Genomic DNA, 18,922 nt, shown 5'->3' with positions numbered 1-18,922 from the left:
TCTAAACAATGGAATCTTTATGCCAATTCTTGGGTTTGGCACACTCAAATTAGGCAATCAAAAAGAAACACAAAAATATGTAGAACAAGCATTAGAAGTGGGATTTAGACTTTTTGATACCGCACAAAGTTATGGCAATGAATCTGGCGTGGGGGTAAGCGGTTAAATCTAGCGGGATTAAAAGGGAAGAGCTTTTTATCACTTCTAAGCTTTTTAAAGCCTATGCGACAGAGGATAAGGCAGGAAAAGCCTATGATGAAAGCTTAAAGAAATTGCAAATTGATTATGCGGATTTATATCTTATCCACCAGCCTATAAATGATACTTATGGTGCGTATAGGGCGATGAGTAAGCTTTATAAGCAAAAGAGAGTTAGGGCTATTGGCGTGAGTAACTTTAGCAATGCTAGACTAATGGATTTTGTGCAAAATTTTGAAATCACCCCCGCTGTAAATCAAATAGAGTGTCACCCGCATTTTCAGCAGATACAAGCCCAGCGATTTTGCCAAAAACTTGGAGTGCAAATGGAAGCGTGGAGTCCTCTAAAACAAGCACGAGATAATATATTGCAGGATAAAACCTTGTGTGAAATAGGCAGCAAATACAACAAAACTCCCGCACAAGTGATTCTAAGATGGATAGTCCAAAGAGGCATTGTAACCATACCAGCTAGTAAAAATATAGCCCATATGAGAGAAAATTTTAATATTTTTGATTTTTTCGTTAGATAGAGTGGATTTGCTTAAGATAGCCAAGCTTGACACACCGCATAGAATGCTTGATCACGCCAATCCAGACACGATAAAATGGCTCAATGAAAGAGAAATCGGCACAACTTTGAAAAGATAATTGCTTAATGCTTTAAAAGAGATGTTTGAGTGAAGTTTGCTTTGATGCAAATCCAAAGCAATATAAGCGAGTATAAACACATTTGCAAAAGTATGTGAAAGGCTAGAATCTTAAAGCCTTATAGAATCTAGCCCTTAAACACATAGCCTAAATACACGCATAAGATTCCACATATATTAGAGAGTAGCATATAAAGCATTGCGGTAAGGATACAATGATTTTGCAGGAGTTTTAGCACTTCTAGGCTAAAGGTAGAAAATGTGCTAAATCCCCCGAGCAAACCGATAGTAAGAAATGCAAATAAGAGTGAATCTTGCCCCTTTATCATCGCCACACATAGCCCTATGCCAAAACACGCCAACATATTGATACAAAAGTCGCTATGAAGCTATAATGCAGATATTGACTTGGCAAAATAGATACAACACCATAGCCTACATAAAAGCGTAACGCCGCCCCTATACCACCACCTAGGCTGATAAGTGCGAGTTTGGTTAGCATTTGTGTCCTTTTTGTGTGAAATTTTCATACTATAATACAAGAAAATATGCAAAAAACAGAAAGGCAAAACTATGATAATTCTAATCGGTGGGGAAAGCCATACAGGCAAAACGCTTTTGGCACAAAGGTTGCTTGAAATCTATCATTACCCTTATATGAGTTTAGATCATCTAAAATGGGCTTTATAAAATGATTAGAAAATCCACCTTTAGTGTGGAGGAAGATTCTAAAATCACCGCATTTTTATGGAATATCGTAGTTGGCATTATTGAAACTTGCATAGAAAATGAGCAAAATCTCATACTAGAAGGCATAAATTTAACGCCAAAAATGTGCGAAATTTGCTAGATTCTAAGCCCTTTGCACCTATAAAAGTGCTGTTTCTTATCTTTTCAAAGCAATATATTTTAAAGCATTATCACACAATAAAACTCAAAGAAAATACCATAGAAAAACGCAAGGAATCTTATGTGGCTAGTAAAGAGCAGCTTATAAAAGAGCATAGTGCGTTAAAAGAGCAATGCAAAAAATATAAACTCCCCTTTGTTGAGATACAAGAAGAGTATGAAAATGAAATGCAAGGCGTGGTTGTGATGTGGGCAATGAGTGATAAATAAATGTAGATTCTCAAATATATTGTGGTGGCTAAGGTGGATTCATAAAGGCAATGAACACCGACTCACTCTCGTCAAAGAAAAGTAAGAATTATTTTCCATACTACGATGAGTTTTAAAAAATTAAGTGCTTATACAATGGAATCTTAATTGGACACAAAAAAACGCTTTGTGCGATACAATATAATTATATTTGTAAAGCCCATATTTTTTTGAGAACAATATTTTCAAAAAAAATAGTCTAAAATAGATTCTACCTTATCACATATAAGTTAAATTTGTTTGAGTGGTGCTATTGCTTTGGGATTGAGATTTACTTTTTGCATACCAGATTCTTTAATTTTGCTTTTAGCTTTTTTCTAAAAATATTCGGTTCTCTTTTAGCGCTTAGAATCTTATGCCATGTGTAAGGTGATATACTTCTAAATACTGCATATTTTGTTAATTTGCCTATAAAGCTTTCTTCAATCCAAGTTTCTATACAACATGTATCATAGTATTTACTATACCATTCTAGTTGCTTATGTGTTGGGTTTATGCTTATTATTGATTTTGCTGCTCTATCTTGTCTTAGCGTAATATAGAGTGCTTGATTGCCGTATTGACTAGCTACAAAATTGCCGTATGTTTCAAACTCACTAAATCCAGAAGCACTAAGTTGGCATTCATCGATGCTTTCTAAAATCGCTTCAAAAAATAACTTATTATGTGTTTTTTCTATACGAGAAATAAGCTCACACATAAATAGAATTATTTATCATCATGTGTTCCACAATAAAACTAAAATCAACCGCACGCATTAAAATGCTTATAGAATCTTGCTTATAAATGGGTATTTGAAGTCGCTCTAATGTGTCAAAATATGGCTTATGAATATAACCGTGTTTTGCAAAATATGTAGTAAGGTTTTCTGGTTTTTCTTGTTGCAATTTTTCATGATGAAAAAACATCATATCATTTAAAGCAATACAATCTGTGTCCCAAATAAGATAATATGGAGTAAAAATAGGGCAACAATCCCCCCCCCCCCCATGTCTAACAAGGCATTACTTGTTTTATCATTTGAGTTCGCAAAAGTTGCATATCCCATTTTAAGAAATTGCTGTAAATACCAGCCGCTTCGCCATATAGCCGCATTTTTGGATTCCATATATTTTTGAATGACTTCAAGACTTAGATTCTTGTAGATTTTATCCTCATCAAAAATATAGATTTTTTCTTGTATATTCTGCGATAAATTTAAAATAAGATTTGCGTTATTGCTACTTGTTATGATATGTATCTGTTGTGGTTTCGTGTGGTTATATAATCTTTCTAGCATAGGTGCTAGATTGATATTATCTAATTGTTTTAGGCAAATTAAAACATTAAACATTGTGTTCCTTATGTGTAGAATAGAGTTATATTATATCTGCATATTATGTATTTTTAAGTTCTCGCTTTGTTTTTACAACCTTAATACCCAATTCTAAACCTTACTATTGCTGTTTTGTTGTTTTAAAATCTCTTAGAAAACCTGTCATACCATGATAACCTTTTCGCAATACTACATTGCATTTTTATAAATTATTTGCATAAACATGTATTTTTTTTGTTAAGATACAGCCTTTATAGAATCTTCGCAAATCTAATAATAAAGGCATATAGTGAAAAGCGGTAAAAAAGGGGTGAGGCGGATTATTGGGGCTTTCTTTTTTTCTCTAGCGGGATTAAAGGCTTGTGTGAGTGAAGAAGTCTCATTTCGACAAATCCTTATTGTGTTTGTATTGTTTTTCATTATTGCGTGTTTTTTGGGGCGTGATTTTTTTGAGATTGCTTTTTTAGTTTTGCCTTTGTTTTTTATGGTATTTGCGGAGTTAGTGAATACAGCTATTGAAAAGATTATTGACCTAGTCCAGCCTACATTTCATCCACTTGCACGAGATGCAAAGGATATTGGCAGTAGTTTGCAGTTTGTTTGTATGTTGTTTGCTGCTTTTATTTGGGGTGGCTACTTGCTTGTTCGTTTTGTGTTATAGAATCTTTAAGGATAATTTTTGTTTGTTTCAGATGATGAGAGTAAAACGATATGTGCGCGTTTTAATACTATAAAGCCGCCCTCAAATGCCATTATTATCGAGGGGCATTGGGATAGCTTCGTGCAGCAAGCCTATATTACTGCTTTGCGCGCTCAAGTGCAAAAATACACAGGCGATATTCATATTGTATTTCAAAATGCAAGGGTTGGCATTATCTTCATGCTACTTTTGCGTAATACTTTAGAATCTAGTCAAATAGAAGATGTGTATATCTATGTTGATAGTATGCAGACTACGCGTCTTACTTCTTTTCTCTTATCAGAGCGTTACACACTGCTTCTTAATGGTGAAGTCTATAACGCCATAGAAAATAATGACAATGCCATAATGAAAGAAGTATTAAGCACTCCATATAGACCAAAAAGGCTTAATATTTTTTCTAGCTTTTTTAGCTTTATAGGGCAGTGGTGTGTGAGTTTTTATCAAACCGCTTTATCGTTTTTTAACTTCATGGGTATGTTTTTACATTTCTTTATGCTTGGTTGTTTAAAACCATCAAATTTTCGTTTTAAGTCCCTTATTTATCATATCTATGAGCAAGGCTTTAAGGCGTTGCCTGTTGGGCTTATGACCTCACTTATTATCGGCTATGCAATTACTTTGCAAGGGGCGTATCAGCTAAATTCTATGGGTGTGCCGATTATGAGTGTCGATACGACTGCAAAGCTTGCTTTGCGTGAGATGGGACCATTTATCCTTGCCTTAGTGATTGCTGGTAGAAGTGCATCAAGCTTTACCGCACAGCTTGGGTCTATGCGACTTACAGAAGAGTTATCTGCTATGAAAGCTATGAATCTTAATATATTCTATTTTCTCATTATCCCTAGAATCTTAGCCCTTATTATCGTTATGCCTTTAATGGTATTTGCCGCTGATGCGATCGCACTTTTTGGTGGTATGGTAGCGATTAAGACAAGCATTAATATTGGCTTTGAGACTTATTTAGAAAGATTCTATGAAACGGTGTCAATTACGCATTTTTGGATAGGCGTGGTAAAAGCCCCTGTGTTTGGTGCGATTATTGGCATTGTTGGGTGCTTTCGCGGATTAGAGTGCAGGGGTGATACACAATCTATTGGTAAAATGACAACCATGAGTGTTGTGAATGCGATATTTTGGATTATCATGGCAAATGCGATTTTCTCTTTCATTTTCACGAGGTATAATCTATGAGTAATATCGTTGAAGTTAATAATCTCACTACACATTATGGCAATACGCTGATACATGATTCTATAAGCTTTCATGTGAAAAAGGGTGAAATTTTCTCTATACTTGGTGGCAGTGGAAGTGGTAAAACGACGCTTTTACATACGCTTATATTCTTGCATAGACCAACTTCTGGGAGTATTAATATCCTTAATACTGATATTTGGAAGTTAAAAGATTCTAAAAAGCATACTATCATGCAAAAAATGGGCGTTGTATTTCAGTTTGGCGCTCTCTTTAGCTCTTTAAATGTGCTTGAAAATGTAACAAGTCTGCTTGAAGAATACTCATATTTTCCATCAAACCTATATCCTGAAATAGCAAAGTTTTGGCTACATAATGTGGGGCTTGATTTAAGCGTATGTAATAAATATGTGAATGAATTAAGCGGTGGTATGAAAAAAAGAGTGGCACTTGCTCGGGCATTATGCACAGAACCTGAGATTCTATTCTTAGATGAGCCAACAAGTGGGCTAGATCCTGCTAGTGCATGTAAATTTGATGATTTAATCGCTTCTTTAAAAGAGAGGTTTGGCGTAACGATAGTTATGATTACACATGATTTAGATAGTATAAAAGATGTTACTGATAGATTTATCTTGCTTGGTAATAAAAAGATTGAGTTTAGTGGCACACTAGATGAGTTTGCAAAAGAAGCAAATAATGGTTTGCATCAAAATAGCCTTTTTCATTCTACGCGTGGTGAGAAATATTGGAAATATAAATAAAGGATTATGTATGGAGAGAAGTATTAATTATACGCTTATTGGTCTTATCTTCTGTGTTTTAACGATTGCAATGATTGCGTTTATCTTTTGGATTGGTCGCTTTGGCATTGATGATAGAAGAGTGAAAGTTTATCATGTTTATACGCAAGATGAGGTAGGGGGCATTAGCGTAAATACACCTGTGAAATATAAAGGCATTAGTGTGGGGAGTGTAACTCACATGGGATTTAAAAAAGATGATGTAAATGTCGTGCAAATTGATGTTGCGATTAATAGAAAAATACCTGTGAGGGAAGGGTCTGAGCTAGTGATAGATTCTGATGGATTTGTAGGTATGAGCTATCTAAAACTAAAACAAAATGAAAAAGGAAATATCATTAAAGATGAAGATGAAGCGACACTCTATCTAGCAAAAAATACTATCGGTAAATTGCTAGAAAACGCACAAGGCATGACAAATGATATACAAGATATTGTAAGCAATGTGAAAAATATCACAGATAGCAAAAACATTGAAGACATACGCAATATGCTTATTTCACTGGAGGGCACAAAACAGAATCTTGATAAGACTCTAAATAGTGCAGATAAGCTTTTAAGGGATTTAGATAGGGCATTATTACGCGGTGATTTTAATGTGAAAGAGATTCTAACGCCACTTATTAATAAAAGCGGATATAGTTTGCAAACGCTAAATTCTTTCCTTGAGAAAGCAAGTCTGTTTATGGATAGAATGGAGCGAGACCCTTATGAGACACTACTTGGAAAACGAAACTAAAGGAGTAAATATGCGATTAAATCTTATGCAAGGATTCTATATCATCTTAGTTGTAGCCTTACTGCAAGGTTGTTTAAATGTGAATCTAAAGTCAGTCCTGCCAGACCAGACTTTTTATAGCCTTGATAATGTAGAGTTAGAAAATCAATGCAAAAAGAAGCAAGATAGCTTTGCTTTACAAGTGAATGCCCTCTCACCCTATGATAGCAAAGATATTTTACTCTATAATGAGAAAAATGAGATTAAGGTATTGCCAAATTATAAATGGATTGATTTACCAAAGAATATGACAAGAAATGCTTTCATAAAGATTGCGTCAAATCATTGCTTACAAATAGATCAGAATCCACCTTTAAGTCAGCGGCTAAACACTTTACGAATTAGCATTAATGACTTATATGTTAAAGGCACAAATGATTATGAAGGGCGTGTATATCTTACTTATGAGCTTTTGGGCTATGATATGAAACGCATAAAAGAAGGTAGTATAACAACCTCTGCAATGGGAGAAAATCCAGCCATAACCCTGCAACATGCTATGAATGAAGCACTACAAAAAATCGCTAAAGAGGTAAAGAAATAGCATTTTAAAAAAGTATTTAATAAATAACAATAAAATTGCAATTATTTTTGAAGGATTCACAAATGACACATGAAAACTATAATCCAGCCGCAATAGAATCTAAATGGCAGAAAATATGGCAAGAAAGTGGCGTGTTTGAGCCAAGCAACGACTTTTCAAAACCTAAAAAATACATTCTATCAATGTTTCCATATCCAAGCGGGGCAATCCACATGGGACATGTGCGAAACTATTGCATAGGCGATGCAATGGCTAGATATTATCGCATGTATGGTTATAATGTATTACACCCAATCGGCTTTGATGCCTTTGGTATGCCCGCTGAAAATGCCGCTATAAAGCATAAAATCCACCCAAAAGATTGGACTTATAGCAATATGGAGGTTATGCTAAAAGAATTACAAACTATGGGATTAAGCTTTTCAAAAGAGCGGGTGCTAGAGACTTGTGATCCAATATATAGCAAATATGAGCAAGAGTTTTTCATAAAAGCATGGCAAAAAGGCTTAGTCTATCGTAAAAAAGCCTTTCTTAATTGGTGTCCAAATGATTTAACCGTGTTAGCTAACGAGCAAGTTATCGATGGGAAATGTTGGCGTTGTGATACCCCCGTGGTGCAAAAAGAAATGTATCAATACTATCTTAAAATCACAGATTATGCAGAAGAATTGCTCAATGATTTAGAATCTTTAGAGGGCAAATGGCCCCCACAAGTCCTAAGTATGCAAAGAAATTGGATAGGTAAATCTAGCGGCTTATCTTTTTCATTTGAGTTATGCAAAGATTCTAAAAACCTACTAGATAATAAAATCAACACGCTTGATGTTTATACCACAAGGGCTGATACAATCTATGGTGTGAGCTATTGTGTCATCGCACCGGAACATAGCATAGTCGATTGTCTTATTGAAAAAAATGTATTAGCAAAAAATGATATTGAAATAATCAAAAATATCCGCAATCAAGCTGAAAAAGAGCGATCAAAAGCTGATAAAATAGGCATATCTCTCCCCATTTTTGTTCTGCATCCACTCACACAGAAAAAGATTCCCGTATGGATTAGCAACTTTGTGCTTATGAGTTATGGAAGTGGTGCTGTTATGAGTGTGCCAAGCCATGATGAAAGGGATTTTGAGTTTGCAAAAAAATATAATCTAGCCTTACTGCCCGTCATAGAAGCAAAGGGCGAAAATGATGGCATAAATAAGCCAGATACAGAAGATGGAATCTTATGTAATAGCGATATGTTTTCAGGGCTAAATAGCAAGGAAGCAAGGGAGAAAATCATCGCTCTTTTTGAAGAAAAAGGCATAGGCAAAAAGACTACAAACTATAAATTAAGAGATTGGGGTATATCACGCCAACGCTATTGGGGGACACCTATACCACTTATCCACTGCCCACAATGTGGCGTGGTAGAATCTAATGTTTTACCCGTTGAATTACCAAATGATATTGAGATAACAGGGGAAGGCAATCCACTTGAAAAACATGCAACTTGGAAATATACAAAATGCCCCAAATGCAATACAGATTCTATAAGAGAGACTGATACTATGGATACTTTTGTAGAATCTAGCTGGTATTTCCTGCATTACACAACACCAAAAGAATTGCGTAAAGATAAAGCCTTTTGTGCGGAATCTCTGCAATATTTTATGGAGGTAGATGAGTATATCGGTGGAATTGAACATGCGATTTTACACCTTTTATACGCGAGATTCTATACCAAAATGCTACGAGATCTAGGCTATATTAGCTTTAGTGAGCCTTTTTCACATTTACTCACGCAAGGCATGGTGCTAAAAGATGGTGTTAAAATGTCAAAAAGTCTAGGCAATGTAGTAGAGCCGCGACATATTATAGAATCTTATGGAGCAGATACCGCAAGATTATTTATCCTTTTTGCTGCACCATCTAGCTATGCACTTGATTGGAATGATAATAGCGTGGTTGGTTGCTATAAATTTATCTGCCGACTTATTGATAGAAAAGTGCGTGTAAAAAAGTGCGAGACATTACCAAAAATAGACACACAGAATCTAAGTAAAGATTCCAAAACCGCAAGATTAAAAGTATATGAAGCCCTGCAAAAACAGCAAAGTATATTTAATAAAAAGATTGAGGGCTATCCATTTAATGTCGTAATTGCGGCATGTATGGAAGCACACAATGCCTTGTCTGCACAAGATGATGATTTGGTCTTTACAGAGGGCTACTTTATCCTACTTCATATTTTAGAGAATTTTATCCCACATATCGCAAGTGAGCTTAGTCAAGAGTTGTTTAATCTAGCAAATTTCGCACCTATTGAGATTGATAAAGATGCATTTAAACAAGATGAAATCACCTATGCGATTAGTGTCAATGGAAAAAAACGCGCTGAAGTTATGATGCCTACAAATGCCACAAAAGAAGAGGTGATAAAAGCGGCTAAAAGCGTAGCAGAAAAATGGCTTACAAGCGACATTAAAAAAGAAATTTTCGTGCCGAACAAATTAGTCAATTTTGTGGTGTAGGGTTAGATTCTAATAATTGTCATGTTTGAATAAAGCAAACTTAAAAGAGATTTTTGCTTATAGTTTAAAGCCTTAACCTCTTGTCTCTACCATCACTCACATGTTTTGCAAACACATGTCTAGTAGGAAACTAGACTGAATAAGTGGTATCTCTGTCTGAAAATATCATTGGCTTAAATCTACCAATTAAGGCTTGCATGTAAAATTGCATGATAGAGTTGCTGTGTGGCTTGTGGGGTTTTTTTGAGTGTAGATATTGTGAGTTTGTTTTGAGTTTTTAGCTTGTGGTAGTCGCTCTTGTTTAACTTATCGGCTTTTGTGTAAATTTGCAGAAGTTTGCAATCTTGTCTAGATTCTACAATCTTTTGCAAAAATCTTTCAATCTCTGTATCTATCGCTAGATTTGTATGACGGGAATCGATTAAATGGCAAAATAATTTAATACTTTGTCGCTTGTAGATAAAATCAGTCAAATACTTATCCCAAACTCTCTTTGTATCTTTACCCACTTTTGCATATCCAAAGCCCGGAAAGTCGATAAATATAAGTGGGATTCGCATAGATTCTGTTTGTAGTAAATCTTGGCTATTTTGTATAGAATCTGTTTTGTTTTGTGGTGCAATGCTTTCATTTACATTGGGTATAGAATCTTTTTTACTGGTAGTTAGCTCCCAAGTGGTGCTAAAAAAATTAATGAGCTTTGTTTTGCCCGGTGTGCTTGAGCTTTTTGCAAGTTTGTGATTGAGTAAAAGATTTATAATCGAGCTTTTGCCTACATTGCTTCGTCCTAGCATGGCTATCTCAGTGCAGTTTTGCGGTGGGCAATCTTTTATTGTCTGCGCTGATTGCATAAAATGCGATTGCAAGACTTTAATGTGAGTGTTTGACTGAATGTGTGGTGGCATAGATTCTATACTTTTTGCTTTGTGTAAAATTACTTCACAAGCGAAAATTCACCTGTCTCATGAACTAATACATCAATGAGATTATTAGGCTTAAACATATTGCATACTAGAATTGGCAACTTATTGTCTTTAGCAAGAGCTATCGCAGTATCGTCCATCACTTTAATATGATCTCTTAGTGCTTCATCATAGGTTAGGGTAGGCAGAAGTGTCGCATCATTATATTTATTGGGATCTTTATCATAAACGCCATTTACTTTTGTAGCTTTCACAATCACAGCAGATTCAATCTCAATAGCACGCAATACCGCTGCAGTGTCGGTTGTAAAGTATGGATTTCCAGTGCCAGCACCAAAGATTACAATCCGCCCTTTTTCCAAATGTCTTAAAGCGCGTCTATGAATATAACTCTCGCAAACTTCTGTTACATCAATGCCGCTTTGCACTCTCACATCAAGCCCTAAGCTCTCCAAAGCTTCTTGTATTGCTACGGCGTTAATAATAGTCGCAAGCATACCCATATAATCCCCGCTTGTGCGTTTGATAAGTCCGCCTTGAGCTGCATTCACACCGCGAATGATATTGCCACCACCAACAACAATGCCAATTTCCAATCCGCACTCATAGAGATTCTTAATCTCTTTTGCAATAAACTTTAAAATATCTAAATCAACACCAAATCCACCAGAACCAGCTAAGGCTTCACCAGAAAATTTAATCAAAACGCGTTTTTTCTTTTGCATAATAAACCCTCATAAAAGTAACATAAACATATAAAATCGCATTATAAATAATTTATGTATATAGGACTTTAACAATAAAGGGAAAATATTTTGAAATAGTATGAATTTCGCATTGTGTTACTTGCCACTTCTTATAAATAAAAACCTTTATAATAATTGAGAGTAATTTGTTCGTAAATATGAAAATATGAAGTATGGCTTAAGATTATAACAAAAGGCTAAAAGCCCTTAATGTTTTAAGAAGAGATGCAAAAAAGCACAAGTTAGACTAAATATTTAGAATCTTATTGTGCTTCTTGCTGTTGTATATTTCCACCACTTGCGATAATATCAGCAATTTTATTAAAATCCATGTGTAGTGCAAAATTCTCTTGAAAATCTAAGAAATGATAGAATCTATCTGTTGTCGTGTAGATATATCCAAGCATTTGTGTTTTATCTCTACGCATAAGATTCTCTTTAAAATACTTCTCAACATCAGGCAACATCTTATCAAAGTCATCTGTGCCCGGGAATCTGCGTCCGCTTGCAAAAACAAGTCGAATCTTATTGCATTGCACTCCTTTTACTTTAAGCATATAGAGTACTTCCAGCCATGTTGTGCTACTTGGCTCTATGGATAATAGACGAATGTCATACTTCAATAAGTCTTTTTCATAGTTAGTATTCTCTACAACTCTGCCGATAAGCCCCTCTTCTTCATATTCCTTATTAAACTTATCGATCTCATCATGGATAATCTTTAGCGTAGTATCAATGCTTTTTCTCTTCATTTTATACTTTTCTTCTAAACTCATATCAGTTGGATCTAACACGGCTTTTGATAATGCGACATGCAAACCGCAACGATCTTCTCTGCAAAAATCCAAATAGCGATAAATATTGTTCAGTATATCATCTGTGTGCGTGTTCCAATCAGGGATATAAAAGGCAAATGGCGGTTCTTTTCTTGCTGGATTCTTCTTTGATTCTGCAACGAGATAGCGTAAATATACATAACGATAGGAATCAAGCATACTATAAATCGTTTTATCTTCAATCGGCAATATCTTGTTATACCATGCTGGTTCTACTTTGACTACTTTATTTTCCCATTCTACAGGGGTTTTGATAAAGGGGCGATTAGTCCTAATGGGTCCTGCCACGGAATTACTCATTTCAATAAAAGGGATTTTTGGGTCATTTTTAATATAGCGATAATGTCCATCAAAAGACATGACATAATCTGGTGTTTGGGAGCAAAAATGCGTTAAAAGCTTTGTGAATGGAATCTTAGCAAGCACATAAGGCTCAATCTCTGCGTAATCATACTCGATTGAATCATGCTTAGCGATATATTGCAAAAAGGCTTTGGCGAATGGACTTGTGTTTGCAGATGATAGGCATAATAGTTTCACAGCCATATTGTATCTCCCATTTGGTATTAACTTATTTTCAATGTAAAAATAGTTTATTATAACATGATTTTTATTGTTTTAAAATAATTCATTCAAAATATGCAAAAATCCTAGCTAAAACGCACAATGAAATCGCATAATTTAATAGTCATCTCACATATAACAAACATAATGAATCTGAGTCTAAAAAATCCACAAAGACTTTACCTAGGCATTTCTTTTAGCAATGGTGGGTTAAACTTATCCCTTTCTTCACGCCAATTTGGTGCTAATGTTTCTTCTTGCGGTGGCAACATGATTTGTGGTGGTATGCCTTGTGATTGCGGAGTGTCTGTTTTTGGCGATGTATTCATGCTATCTTGTGTTTGATTATCTTTAGAATCTAGGTTTGCAGATTCTGTATTTTGTGTATTTATATTAATATTTTGTGATTGCTTTTCTGTGCTTACCTTTTGGGTTTGTGAGGCTATATTTTTAGCTTTTTTATCATCATCTAGCTTTTTTATCTCATCAGTGTATGCACTCATATCATCTTTTCCTGCTTCATCTGCCACTTTTTTAGAATCTGTATTTTCACTATCTTCTGTTTTGCTATTATCTTTATAGAATCCTTGTAAAACTTTTGCATTGTCTTTATGTCTAGCTTTACCATAACACTCTATTTTTGTGATATATTTTTCCCCTTTATGCGCGTAATTCTCTATAACTTCTGAAATCTTTACACTTTGTCCTACCTTTAAATCCATAGGAATATCTCTGTTATAAACTTTTTTAGGCTTGATAAGATTAAGTATCTTATACTTATATTTTGTTATACCTTGTTCGTTATCTGTATCATAGAGAATCTGATGTGAAAACACGCAACCAGCAATATTTCTTTTACCAACATTCGTAATTGTCGCAATATATTGATACACATCAGAATAATTATAAGTGCGATCGTAAGCAATCTCTTTTTCTATCTTATAGAATCTTTCTTCCATAAAATAACGCATCGCAAAAGGAATGGCAATAATAATACAAAATCCCAACAAAAATAGGGGAATAGAAATGATTTTTCTGCGAAATGAAATAAAAGATAAAAACACAAAGCACATAGCAATCAATGCAAATGACGCAAATAAAATCAAATCATACAGATGAAAATATGAGATAAAATTGAGTATTTGCTCTTTCATGCCTACTTATCCTTTACTTCATTGCGTGTTGTGCTCTGCTTTGTTTTTCTGCAATCCCACTCACACCCATGCGTCTTATAAGCTCTTGATAGATTCTATCTGGATGGATATTCTCACTCGCAAGTCCCACTAAAATATGATAAAACACATCAGCACATTCATAAATGATCTCTTTAGAATCTCTATCTTTTAATGCAAGGCAAAATTCCCCTGATTCTTCAATAATCTTTTTTGCAATAGTATTCGTGCCTTTTGCAAAAAGTGAGGCAGTATAAGAAGTTGTGCTATCTGCATTCTTACGCTCTAAAAGCGTATGATAAAGCGTATCTAGTGTATCATAAGTATTTAGGCTGTGTGTTAGAGAATCTTTTGTAATCTCTAAGTTATTATTGGCACAATCTTTATTTATAGAATCAATATTCTTAAAAAAGCATGAAAACTCACCAGTATGACATGCCACACCTTTTTGACGCACGCGAAGTAAGATGGAATCGCTATCACAATCAAGCTTTATCTCACACACTTCTTGTATATTACCACTTTGCTCCCCCTTTTTCCAAATCCTTTGCTTTGAGCGTGAAAAATAGTGTGCTATCCCTGTTTGTAAAGTAAGATTTAGTGCCTCTTCATTCATATAGGCAAGCATAAGCACTTCATTACTTATAGAATCTTGTGTTATGCAAGGGATTAATCCTTTATTATCCCAAGCAATATGTAAGCATTTCATACTATCCACTCGCTTCATAATATTGCCTCTACAAGATTCATACAATGCCCCAAATATTAGTGATTGCTAATTGTTGTGCGTTGTTTTGACTTAGAATCTACCCAAATGTTTGGCACAGAACCACCCGGTGTAAGGAAAATTTGTGCATCTTTGTTCTCTTTCAATGCTTCATTAAATTTACCTTGCACTTCTATTTGACGCAAGTCAAGCAATCGTTGCGATAAGCTCTCGCTTAAAAGCTGGTTTGCTTGTGCTTGACCTTTTGCCTCAATAATTGCCGCATCGGCTCTACCTTGCGCTCTCTCTCTCAAGGCATTTGCTTCTTGTTTTGCTCTATCTGCTTCTTGTTTTGCAGCTTGGACTTGCTCAATTCTCTCTTTTACCATAGGTGGCAATACAATCTCTCTTAACTGAATAGAATCAAAAATAACAGGTTGATTTGGTGTAGCCTGCAATTTGGTCTCAAAACTTGAAGTGATAAGTCCTGCTATCTCATCGCGTTTATTTGGTAAATCTTCTGCTGGGTAATTACCCACAACACTGCGGACAACATCTCTTATAACCGGATTAATGATTTTTTGTTCCCATGATATGCGGTAGTTTTTAATAGTCTCTGGGACTTTATCGGGGTCTAGTCTATACTGCACGGTAAGCTCGATAGACACAGGCAAACCACGAGAATCCATAACGCTAATCGCATCATTTCGCAATACACTCTGATCATCTCTACCCACACTTCCCATATCTTCATTGCGTGAAAAATGCAACACTCTCATTCTAGTATCTACAACGATGACTTGCTGAATGATTGGCACAAAAAAGTGTAAGCCCGGCGTTAAAGGCACATCATCATATTTACCTAGATTGACCTTGATTCCAACTTCACCAGAATTAATAATGACAAATGGTCGTGCTAACACAAAAATCACTATAAAGATAACCGCAAATATGATAAAGGTTAGAAACTTGCCGCTTGGCATATTTGGCATCGGCACAGAATCCATATTGAATCCACCCTTATTGTTTCTACCATTGTTATTGCCATTTCCATTATTTCTATTTTCATTATTTGGCGGTGTTTGCTTTGGTGTATTATTTTGTTGTTTGCGTCTATGTTCGTTTAAATCTATTGGCATTGAGTTCCTTTGTATAGTCTAGATTATAGTCAAAGCGTGATTATAACACAATATTATAGAATCCATTGTTTGCATTCATAGCTTCATGCAAAATGCAAACATTATTCGTTAATGTATGTCAGCAAATGCTTGTATTTTTCATGTTCCCCCATAACAATTTTGAAGAATTCATCTTGCAATCTCTTTGTTATCTCTCCACGACTACCTGCACCAATAGTGCGGAAATCTACTTCGCAAATAGGGGTAATCTCTGCGGCAGTCCCAGTAAAAAATGCTTCATCTGCAATATACACTTCATCTCGTGTAATGCGTCTTTGCTCAACTTTTATGCCCAAATCTTTTGCAAGTTCAATAGTCGTTTTTTGCGTAATAGATTCTAAGGTGTTATCATAAGGTGGTGTGATTAATACCCCATTTCTAACGATAAAAAAGCACTCACCACTACCCTCTGCTACAAAACCATTATCATCAAGCAATAAAGCCTCTTCAAAACCACTTGCGATAGCTTCATGCTTTGCCATTTGTGAGTTAAGATAGTTTGCCGCTGCCTTTGCCTTACCCATTGTAGATTTTACATTATTCCTTACAAAAGAGCTAATTTTTACGCGAATGCCTTTTTGCAAAGCCTCTTCGCCCAGATATGCACCCCATTCCCACGCAGCTATTGCGGTTTCAACAGGCGAATTTAAATGATAAACACCCATAGCCCCATAGCCAAGATAAATAATCGGGCGGATATAGACATTACCCTTAAAATCCTTGCTATTTGCTTTTAATAAATCAATTTGTGCTTGTTTGAGTTCTTCTTTTGTATAAGGGCATTTGATTAATAGAATCTTTGCACTATTAAGAAGTCTTTCTGTATGATCATCAAGGCGAAATATCGCCAATCCCTTTTTTGTCATGTACGCTCTTGTGCCTTCAAACACGGCATTACCATAATGCAGAGTGTGGCTTAAAATATGCGTGGTTGCTTCACTCCAAGCGATAAGTTTGCCATTTTTCCAAATATATGTTGATTCTTTCATGTTAGCCTCTTTCTCTTAGATACAAATTTACAAAATAAAGTAATCATTCTATCATAAAGTTGTCAAAAAATAATATATTGGGATCAAAACCGAGTTGTAAATGTTTTATGTAATCTTTGCTATAAATTTTAAGATTCTGTGTTGAAATATTTTACATATAAATAGCCTTATATTGCCTAATTATGCTGTATAGATTTGGATTATTTGGTTACATATTATTGAAAAAAAGGTAGAATCCAAAATTGTGTATTGCTAACTAAAAAAGCAAAGGATAGCTAGTGAATGAAGTGATTTTGTGTATTGATGATGAAGAAGATTTGCTTGATTTAATCGAGCTTAATCTAAATGCTGCCTTAAACGCAAGTGGTTATGAGGTTGTAGGCTGTCTCAATACTGATATGGCAAAAAGATTCCTAAGAAAAGAGCATGTAGCCCTTATCTTAGTAGATAGGAATCTCGTGGCAGAAGATGGGTTAGACTTTATTAAGGAAGTAAAAGATTTAGGCTATGATATACCCTTTATTGTAGTAAGTGCTTTATCTTTGCCTATGGAGCGGGTCAAAGGGCTACATTATGCTGATGATTATGTAACAAAACCTTTTAACTTTGATGAGCTTGTGGCACGCATTCAAGCAGTGCTTAGACGATATAAAAAAGATTCTGTGCGATCTGTGTTGAAATACAAAAATATAACGCTAGAAGTGGATACAAAGGAATTAAGCATTGAAGATATTAATATCCAATTAAGCCCACTTGAAACACGCATTATGCAGTGTTTCATACAGCATGCAGGCAAGGCATTGAGTAGAGATTTTTTACTCGAACACGCATGGGGCAATAAAGATGGCTATCATGAAAATAGCGTAAATGTCGGCATAAAACGACTGCGTAAAAAAATAGAGAAAGAAACTAAAGAAGTAAAGATTAAATCCATACGCAATGAGGGCTATAAACTATGCTAGTTTATGGAGTTTTTTTTGCAATATCCATTCTTGCAATCTTGCTTGATTTTACAAGCATAGCCATAGTTTGTAATCTACTTGGCTTACTTCTTGTATTAGCACATTTTTTACGCAAAAAAGAAATAGATAAAGATAGCTACCTTATAGAATCTACAAAAAATGCCCTTTGCAATCTAAAAGAAAAAAAGTTTCAAGATATTAATTTTAAGGCATTAAAAAAAGATAATAATCCCTATATTAGCGAGTTAAAAGCCTTAAGTGAAGCCATGCAAAAACAACAAAATAGAATCCAAAAACGCACCAGAAAACTGCATGAAAAAAATCTCCAAACAACACAACTTCTAGCAAGTATCTCACATGAGATAAAAAATCCACTAAGCATTATTCAAGCAAGTATTGAAACCATTATGATTCACAAGGAAATGGAAGAAGAAATGCGAAACAAGCTTTTGCATCGCATTATGATATATAGTAAAAAGATTAATGCCCTTTTAAATAAGCTTACTTTAAGCGAGAGTTTAGAACATAATGTCATTGCCATAAAAATGGAGCAATTTGATATTTTATTGCTTTGTGAAGAGCTCATAGAAGGATTCCATAACTATCTTTTAAAAGCGGTATATCAGGATAAAAAGATTGTGCTAGAGGGTAAAAACCGCCTTATATTTGCAGATAGAATCTTAATAGAGCAAGTCCTAAACAATCTCATCTATAACGCACTAAAATACGCAAATACAAAGGTCATCGTGCAGATACAAGATGATTGTATTGCCGTTATTGATGATGGCTTGGGTGTGTCAAAAAATGAACTTACAAACCTTACAAAAAAATATTATCAAGGCAGCAATACAAAGCAGGGCAGCCACTCACTTGGACTAGGACTTTTTATCGTCAAAGAAATTGCAAAGATTCACAACACAAAGGTAGAATTCTTCACAAAACGCACAAAAAAAGAAGGTTTATGTGTGTGCTTTAGGATATAGAATC

General features: G+C 35.0%; 24 protein-coding genes. 12 read left to right on the top strand and 12 right to left on the bottom strand.

Annotated elements, in window-relative coordinates; translation table 11 throughout:
• The first annotated feature begins 19 nt into the window (after nt 1–19).
• Together C6H08_RS12310 and C6H08_RS06335 are read left to right on the top strand one after the other, a co-directional pair.
• Complete coding sequence (locus C6H08_RS12310; protein WP_267892886.1) at nt 20–166, top strand: aldo/keto reductase; 147 nt, start codon at nt 20–22, stop codon at nt 164–166.
• 10 nt (nt 167–176) lie between these two features.
• Nucleotides 177–731, top strand: coding sequence for an aldo/keto reductase (locus C6H08_RS06335; RefSeq protein WP_324761515.1), 555 nt, complete (start codon nt 177–179; stop codon nt 729–731).
• 245 nt (nt 732–976) lie between these two features.
• On the opposite strand, the gene C6H08_RS11950 is transcribed toward C6H08_RS06335, so the two are convergent.
• Together C6H08_RS11950 and C6H08_RS11945 are read right to left on the bottom strand one after the other, a co-directional pair.
• Nucleotides 977–1,177, bottom strand: a complete 201-nt coding sequence (locus C6H08_RS11950) for a fluoride efflux transporter FluC (RefSeq protein ID WP_233708511.1) — start codon at nt 1,175–1,177, stop codon at nt 977–979.
• 14 nt (nt 1,178–1,191) lie between these two features.
• Entirely contained in the window at nt 1,192–1,350 is a 159-nt protein-coding gene (locus C6H08_RS11945; protein WP_233708509.1) for a hypothetical protein, read from the bottom strand.
• Between the two features lie 189 nt (nt 1,351–1,539).
• On the opposite strand from C6H08_RS11945, the gene C6H08_RS11280 reads away from it, so the two are divergent.
• Both C6H08_RS11280 and C6H08_RS06325 read left to right on the top strand, forming a co-directional pair.
• Complete coding sequence (locus C6H08_RS11280; RefSeq protein WP_158656822.1) at nt 1,540–1,698, top strand: hypothetical protein; 159 nt, start codon at nt 1,540–1,542, stop codon at nt 1,696–1,698.
• Entirely contained in the window at nt 1,683–1,967 is a 285-nt protein-coding gene (locus C6H08_RS06325) for a hypothetical protein (RefSeq protein ID WP_233708508.1), read from the top strand. The genes C6H08_RS11280 and C6H08_RS06325 overlap by 16 nt, the downstream gene beginning before the upstream one ends.
• Nucleotides 1,968–2,277: 310 nt before the next feature.
• Here C6H08_RS06325 and C6H08_RS06320 read toward each other — a convergent pair whose 3' ends face one another.
• Genes C6H08_RS06320 through C6H08_RS06310 form a run of 3 tightly spaced genes read right to left on the bottom strand, consistent with a single transcriptional unit; the run spans nt 2,278 to nt 3,339 of the window.
• Nucleotides 2,278–2,706 (bottom strand): hypothetical protein, encoded by a 429-nt coding sequence (locus C6H08_RS06320; protein WP_034579087.1) that lies wholly within the window; start codon nt 2,704–2,706, stop codon nt 2,278–2,280.
• A complete protein-coding gene (locus tag C6H08_RS06315) occupies nt 2,699–2,917 on the bottom strand; it encodes a hypothetical protein (protein ID WP_138196191.1) in 219 nt (72 codons plus the stop codon). Before C6H08_RS06315 ends, C6H08_RS06320 begins: the two co-directional genes overlap by 8 nt.
• Before the next feature lie 5 nt (nt 2,918–2,922).
• A complete protein-coding gene (locus C6H08_RS06310) occupies nt 2,923–3,339 on the bottom strand; it encodes a hypothetical protein (RefSeq protein ID WP_104686141.1) in 417 nt (138 codons plus the stop codon).
• A 271-nt stretch (nt 3,340–3,610) separates the two neighbouring features.
• Between C6H08_RS06310 and C6H08_RS06305 the strand changes: the two genes are divergently transcribed.
• The 6 genes from C6H08_RS06305 (at nt 3,611) to leuS (ending at nt 9,859) form a co-directional block, all read left to right on the top strand.
• Nucleotides 3,611–3,982, top strand: coding sequence for a diacylglycerol kinase (locus C6H08_RS06305; RefSeq protein WP_034562645.1), 372 nt, complete (start codon nt 3,611–3,613; stop codon nt 3,980–3,982).
• Between the two features lie 18 nt (nt 3,983–4,000).
• Nucleotides 4,001–5,215: an MlaE family ABC transporter permease gene (locus C6H08_RS06300; protein WP_004085797.1), complete on the top strand. Its 1,215-nt coding sequence runs from the start codon at nt 4,001–4,003 to the stop codon at nt 5,213–5,215.
• Entirely contained in the window at nt 5,212–5,979 is a 768-nt protein-coding gene (locus C6H08_RS06295; protein WP_034562648.1) for an ABC transporter ATP-binding protein, read from the top strand. Before C6H08_RS06300 ends, C6H08_RS06295 begins: the two co-directional genes overlap by 4 nt.
• Before the next feature lie 10 nt (nt 5,980–5,989).
• On the top strand, nt 5,990–6,757 hold the full coding sequence (locus tag C6H08_RS06290) for an MlaD family protein (RefSeq protein WP_034580465.1): 768 nt from the start codon (nt 5,990–5,992) through the stop codon (nt 6,755–6,757).
• Between the two features lie 10 nt (nt 6,758–6,767).
• Nucleotides 6,768–7,340, top strand: coding sequence for a hypothetical protein (locus tag C6H08_RS06285; RefSeq protein WP_034580467.1), 573 nt, complete (start codon nt 6,768–6,770; stop codon nt 7,338–7,340).
• 62 nt (nt 7,341–7,402) lie between these two features.
• Nucleotides 7,403–9,859: a leucine--tRNA ligase gene (gene leuS, locus C6H08_RS06280; RefSeq protein WP_034580469.1), complete on the top strand. Its 2,457-nt coding sequence runs from the start codon at nt 7,403–7,405 to the stop codon at nt 9,857–9,859.
• Nucleotides 9,860–10,038: 179 nt separating this feature from the next.
• On the opposite strand, the gene C6H08_RS06275 is transcribed toward leuS, so the two are convergent.
• The 7 genes from C6H08_RS06275 to C6H08_RS06245 all read right to left on the bottom strand — a co-directional run bounded on the left by C6H08_RS06275 (nt 10,039) and on the right by C6H08_RS06245 (nt 16,973).
• A complete protein-coding gene (locus C6H08_RS06275) occupies nt 10,039–10,764 on the bottom strand; it encodes a GTP-binding protein (protein ID WP_080732141.1) in 726 nt (241 codons plus the stop codon).
• 29 nt (nt 10,765–10,793) lie between these two features.
• On the bottom strand, nt 10,794–11,507 hold the full coding sequence (gene pyrH / locus C6H08_RS06270) for a UMP kinase (protein ID WP_034562654.1): 714 nt from the start codon (nt 11,505–11,507) through the stop codon (nt 10,794–10,796).
• Nucleotides 11,508–11,791: 284 nt separating this feature from the next.
• Entirely contained in the window at nt 11,792–12,910 is a 1,119-nt protein-coding gene (locus C6H08_RS06265) for a hypothetical protein (protein ID WP_034580470.1), read from the bottom strand.
• A 197-nt stretch (nt 12,911–13,107) separates the two neighbouring features.
• On the bottom strand, nt 13,108–14,082 hold the full coding sequence (locus tag C6H08_RS06260) for a DUF2393 family protein (protein WP_034580472.1): 975 nt from the start codon (nt 14,080–14,082) through the stop codon (nt 13,108–13,110).
• Between the two features lie 13 nt (nt 14,083–14,095).
• On the bottom strand, nt 14,096–14,827 hold the full coding sequence (hisIE, locus tag C6H08_RS06255; protein WP_233708507.1) for a bifunctional phosphoribosyl-AMP cyclohydrolase/phosphoribosyl-ATP diphosphatase HisIE: 732 nt from the start codon (nt 14,825–14,827) through the stop codon (nt 14,096–14,098).
• 38 nt (nt 14,828–14,865) lie between these two features.
• Nucleotides 14,866–15,945 carry a prohibitin family protein gene (locus tag C6H08_RS06250; protein ID WP_034562660.1) on the bottom strand — a complete coding sequence of 360 codons (1,080 nt, stop codon included), beginning with the start codon at nt 15,943–15,945 and terminating at the stop codon, nt 14,866–14,868.
• A gap of 101 nt (nt 15,946–16,046) precedes the next feature.
• Nucleotides 16,047–16,973, bottom strand: coding sequence for a branched-chain amino acid transaminase (locus C6H08_RS06245; RefSeq protein WP_004084424.1), 927 nt, complete (start codon nt 16,971–16,973; stop codon nt 16,047–16,049).
• A 278-nt stretch (nt 16,974–17,251) separates the two neighbouring features.
• Here C6H08_RS06245 and C6H08_RS06240 point away from each other — a divergent pair, with 278 nt between their 5' ends.
• Entirely contained in the window at nt 17,252–17,935 is a 684-nt protein-coding gene (locus tag C6H08_RS06240) for a response regulator transcription factor (protein ID WP_034580474.1), read from the top strand.
• The gene (locus tag C6H08_RS06235) at nt 17,929–18,918 is read left to right on the top strand and encodes a sensor histidine kinase (RefSeq protein WP_034562665.1); all 990 of its coding nucleotides are present in this window, start codon (nt 17,929–17,931) and stop codon (nt 18,916–18,918) included. Before C6H08_RS06240 ends, C6H08_RS06235 begins: the two co-directional genes overlap by 7 nt.
• Nucleotides 18,919–18,922 lie beyond the last annotated feature (4 nt).

The sequence above is a fragment of the Helicobacter bilis genome, assembly GCF_900198365.1.
Taxonomy (GTDB): Bacteria; Campylobacterota; Campylobacteria; order Campylobacterales; family Helicobacteraceae; genus Helicobacter_A; species Helicobacter_A bilis_B.
Note: the sequence above shows the minus strand (reverse complement) of the source record. Positions and strands in the feature narration are given on the sequence as shown.

Coding starts and splice junctions, on each gene's coding strand:
- C6H08_RS06275 (WP_080732141.1), bottom strand. CDS start 10,764: ATGCCACCACACATTCAGTCAAACACTCACATTAAAGTCTTGCAATCG.
- C6H08_RS06310 (WP_104686141.1), bottom strand. CDS start 3,339: ATGTTTAATGTTTTAATTTGCCTAAAACAATTAGATAATATCAATCTA.
- leuS (WP_034580469.1), top strand. CDS start 7,403: ATGACACATGAAAACTATAATCCAGCCGCAATAGAATCTAAATGGCAG.
- C6H08_RS06295 (WP_034562648.1), top strand. CDS start 5,212: ATGAGTAATATCGTTGAAGTTAATAATCTCACTACACATTATGGCAAT.
- C6H08_RS06265 (WP_034580470.1), bottom strand. CDS start 12,910: ATGGCTGTGAAACTATTATGCCTATCATCTGCAAACACAAGTCCATTC.
- pyrH (WP_034562654.1), bottom strand. CDS start 11,507: ATGCAAAAGAAAAAACGCGTTTTGATTAAATTTTCTGGTGAAGCCTTA.
- C6H08_RS06250 (WP_034562660.1), bottom strand. CDS start 15,945: ATGCCAATAGATTTAAACGAACATAGACGCAAACAACAAAATAATACA.
- C6H08_RS12310 (WP_267892886.1), top strand. CDS start 20: ATGCCAATTCTTGGGTTTGGCACACTCAAATTAGGCAATCAAAAAGAA.
- C6H08_RS06235 (WP_034562665.1), top strand. CDS start 17,929: ATGCTAGTTTATGGAGTTTTTTTTGCAATATCCATTCTTGCAATCTTG.
- C6H08_RS06285 (WP_034580467.1), top strand. CDS start 6,768: ATGCGATTAAATCTTATGCAAGGATTCTATATCATCTTAGTTGTAGCC.
- C6H08_RS11950 (WP_233708511.1), bottom strand. CDS start 1,177: ATGATAAAGGGGCAAGATTCACTCTTATTTGCATTTCTTACTATCGGT.
- C6H08_RS11945 (WP_233708509.1), bottom strand. CDS start 1,350: ATGCTAACCAAACTCGCACTTATCAGCCTAGGTGGTGGTATAGGGGCG.
- C6H08_RS06260 (WP_034580472.1), bottom strand. CDS start 14,082: ATGAAAGAGCAAATACTCAATTTTATCTCATATTTTCATCTGTATGAT.
- C6H08_RS11280 (WP_158656822.1), top strand. CDS start 1,540: ATGATTAGAAAATCCACCTTTAGTGTGGAGGAAGATTCTAAAATCACC.
- C6H08_RS06320 (WP_034579087.1), bottom strand. CDS start 2,706: ATGTGTGAGCTTATTTCTCGTATAGAAAAAACACATAATAAGTTATTT.
- hisIE (WP_233708507.1), bottom strand. CDS start 14,827: ATGAAGCGAGTGGATAGTATGAAATGCTTACATATTGCTTGGGATAAT.
- C6H08_RS06315 (WP_138196191.1), bottom strand. CDS start 2,917: ATGATGTTTTTTCATCATGAAAAATTGCAACAAGAAAAACCAGAAAAC.
- C6H08_RS06290 (WP_034580465.1), top strand. CDS start 5,990: ATGGAGAGAAGTATTAATTATACGCTTATTGGTCTTATCTTCTGTGTT.
- C6H08_RS06245 (WP_004084424.1), bottom strand. CDS start 16,973: ATGAAAGAATCAACATATATTTGGAAAAATGGCAAACTTATCGCTTGG.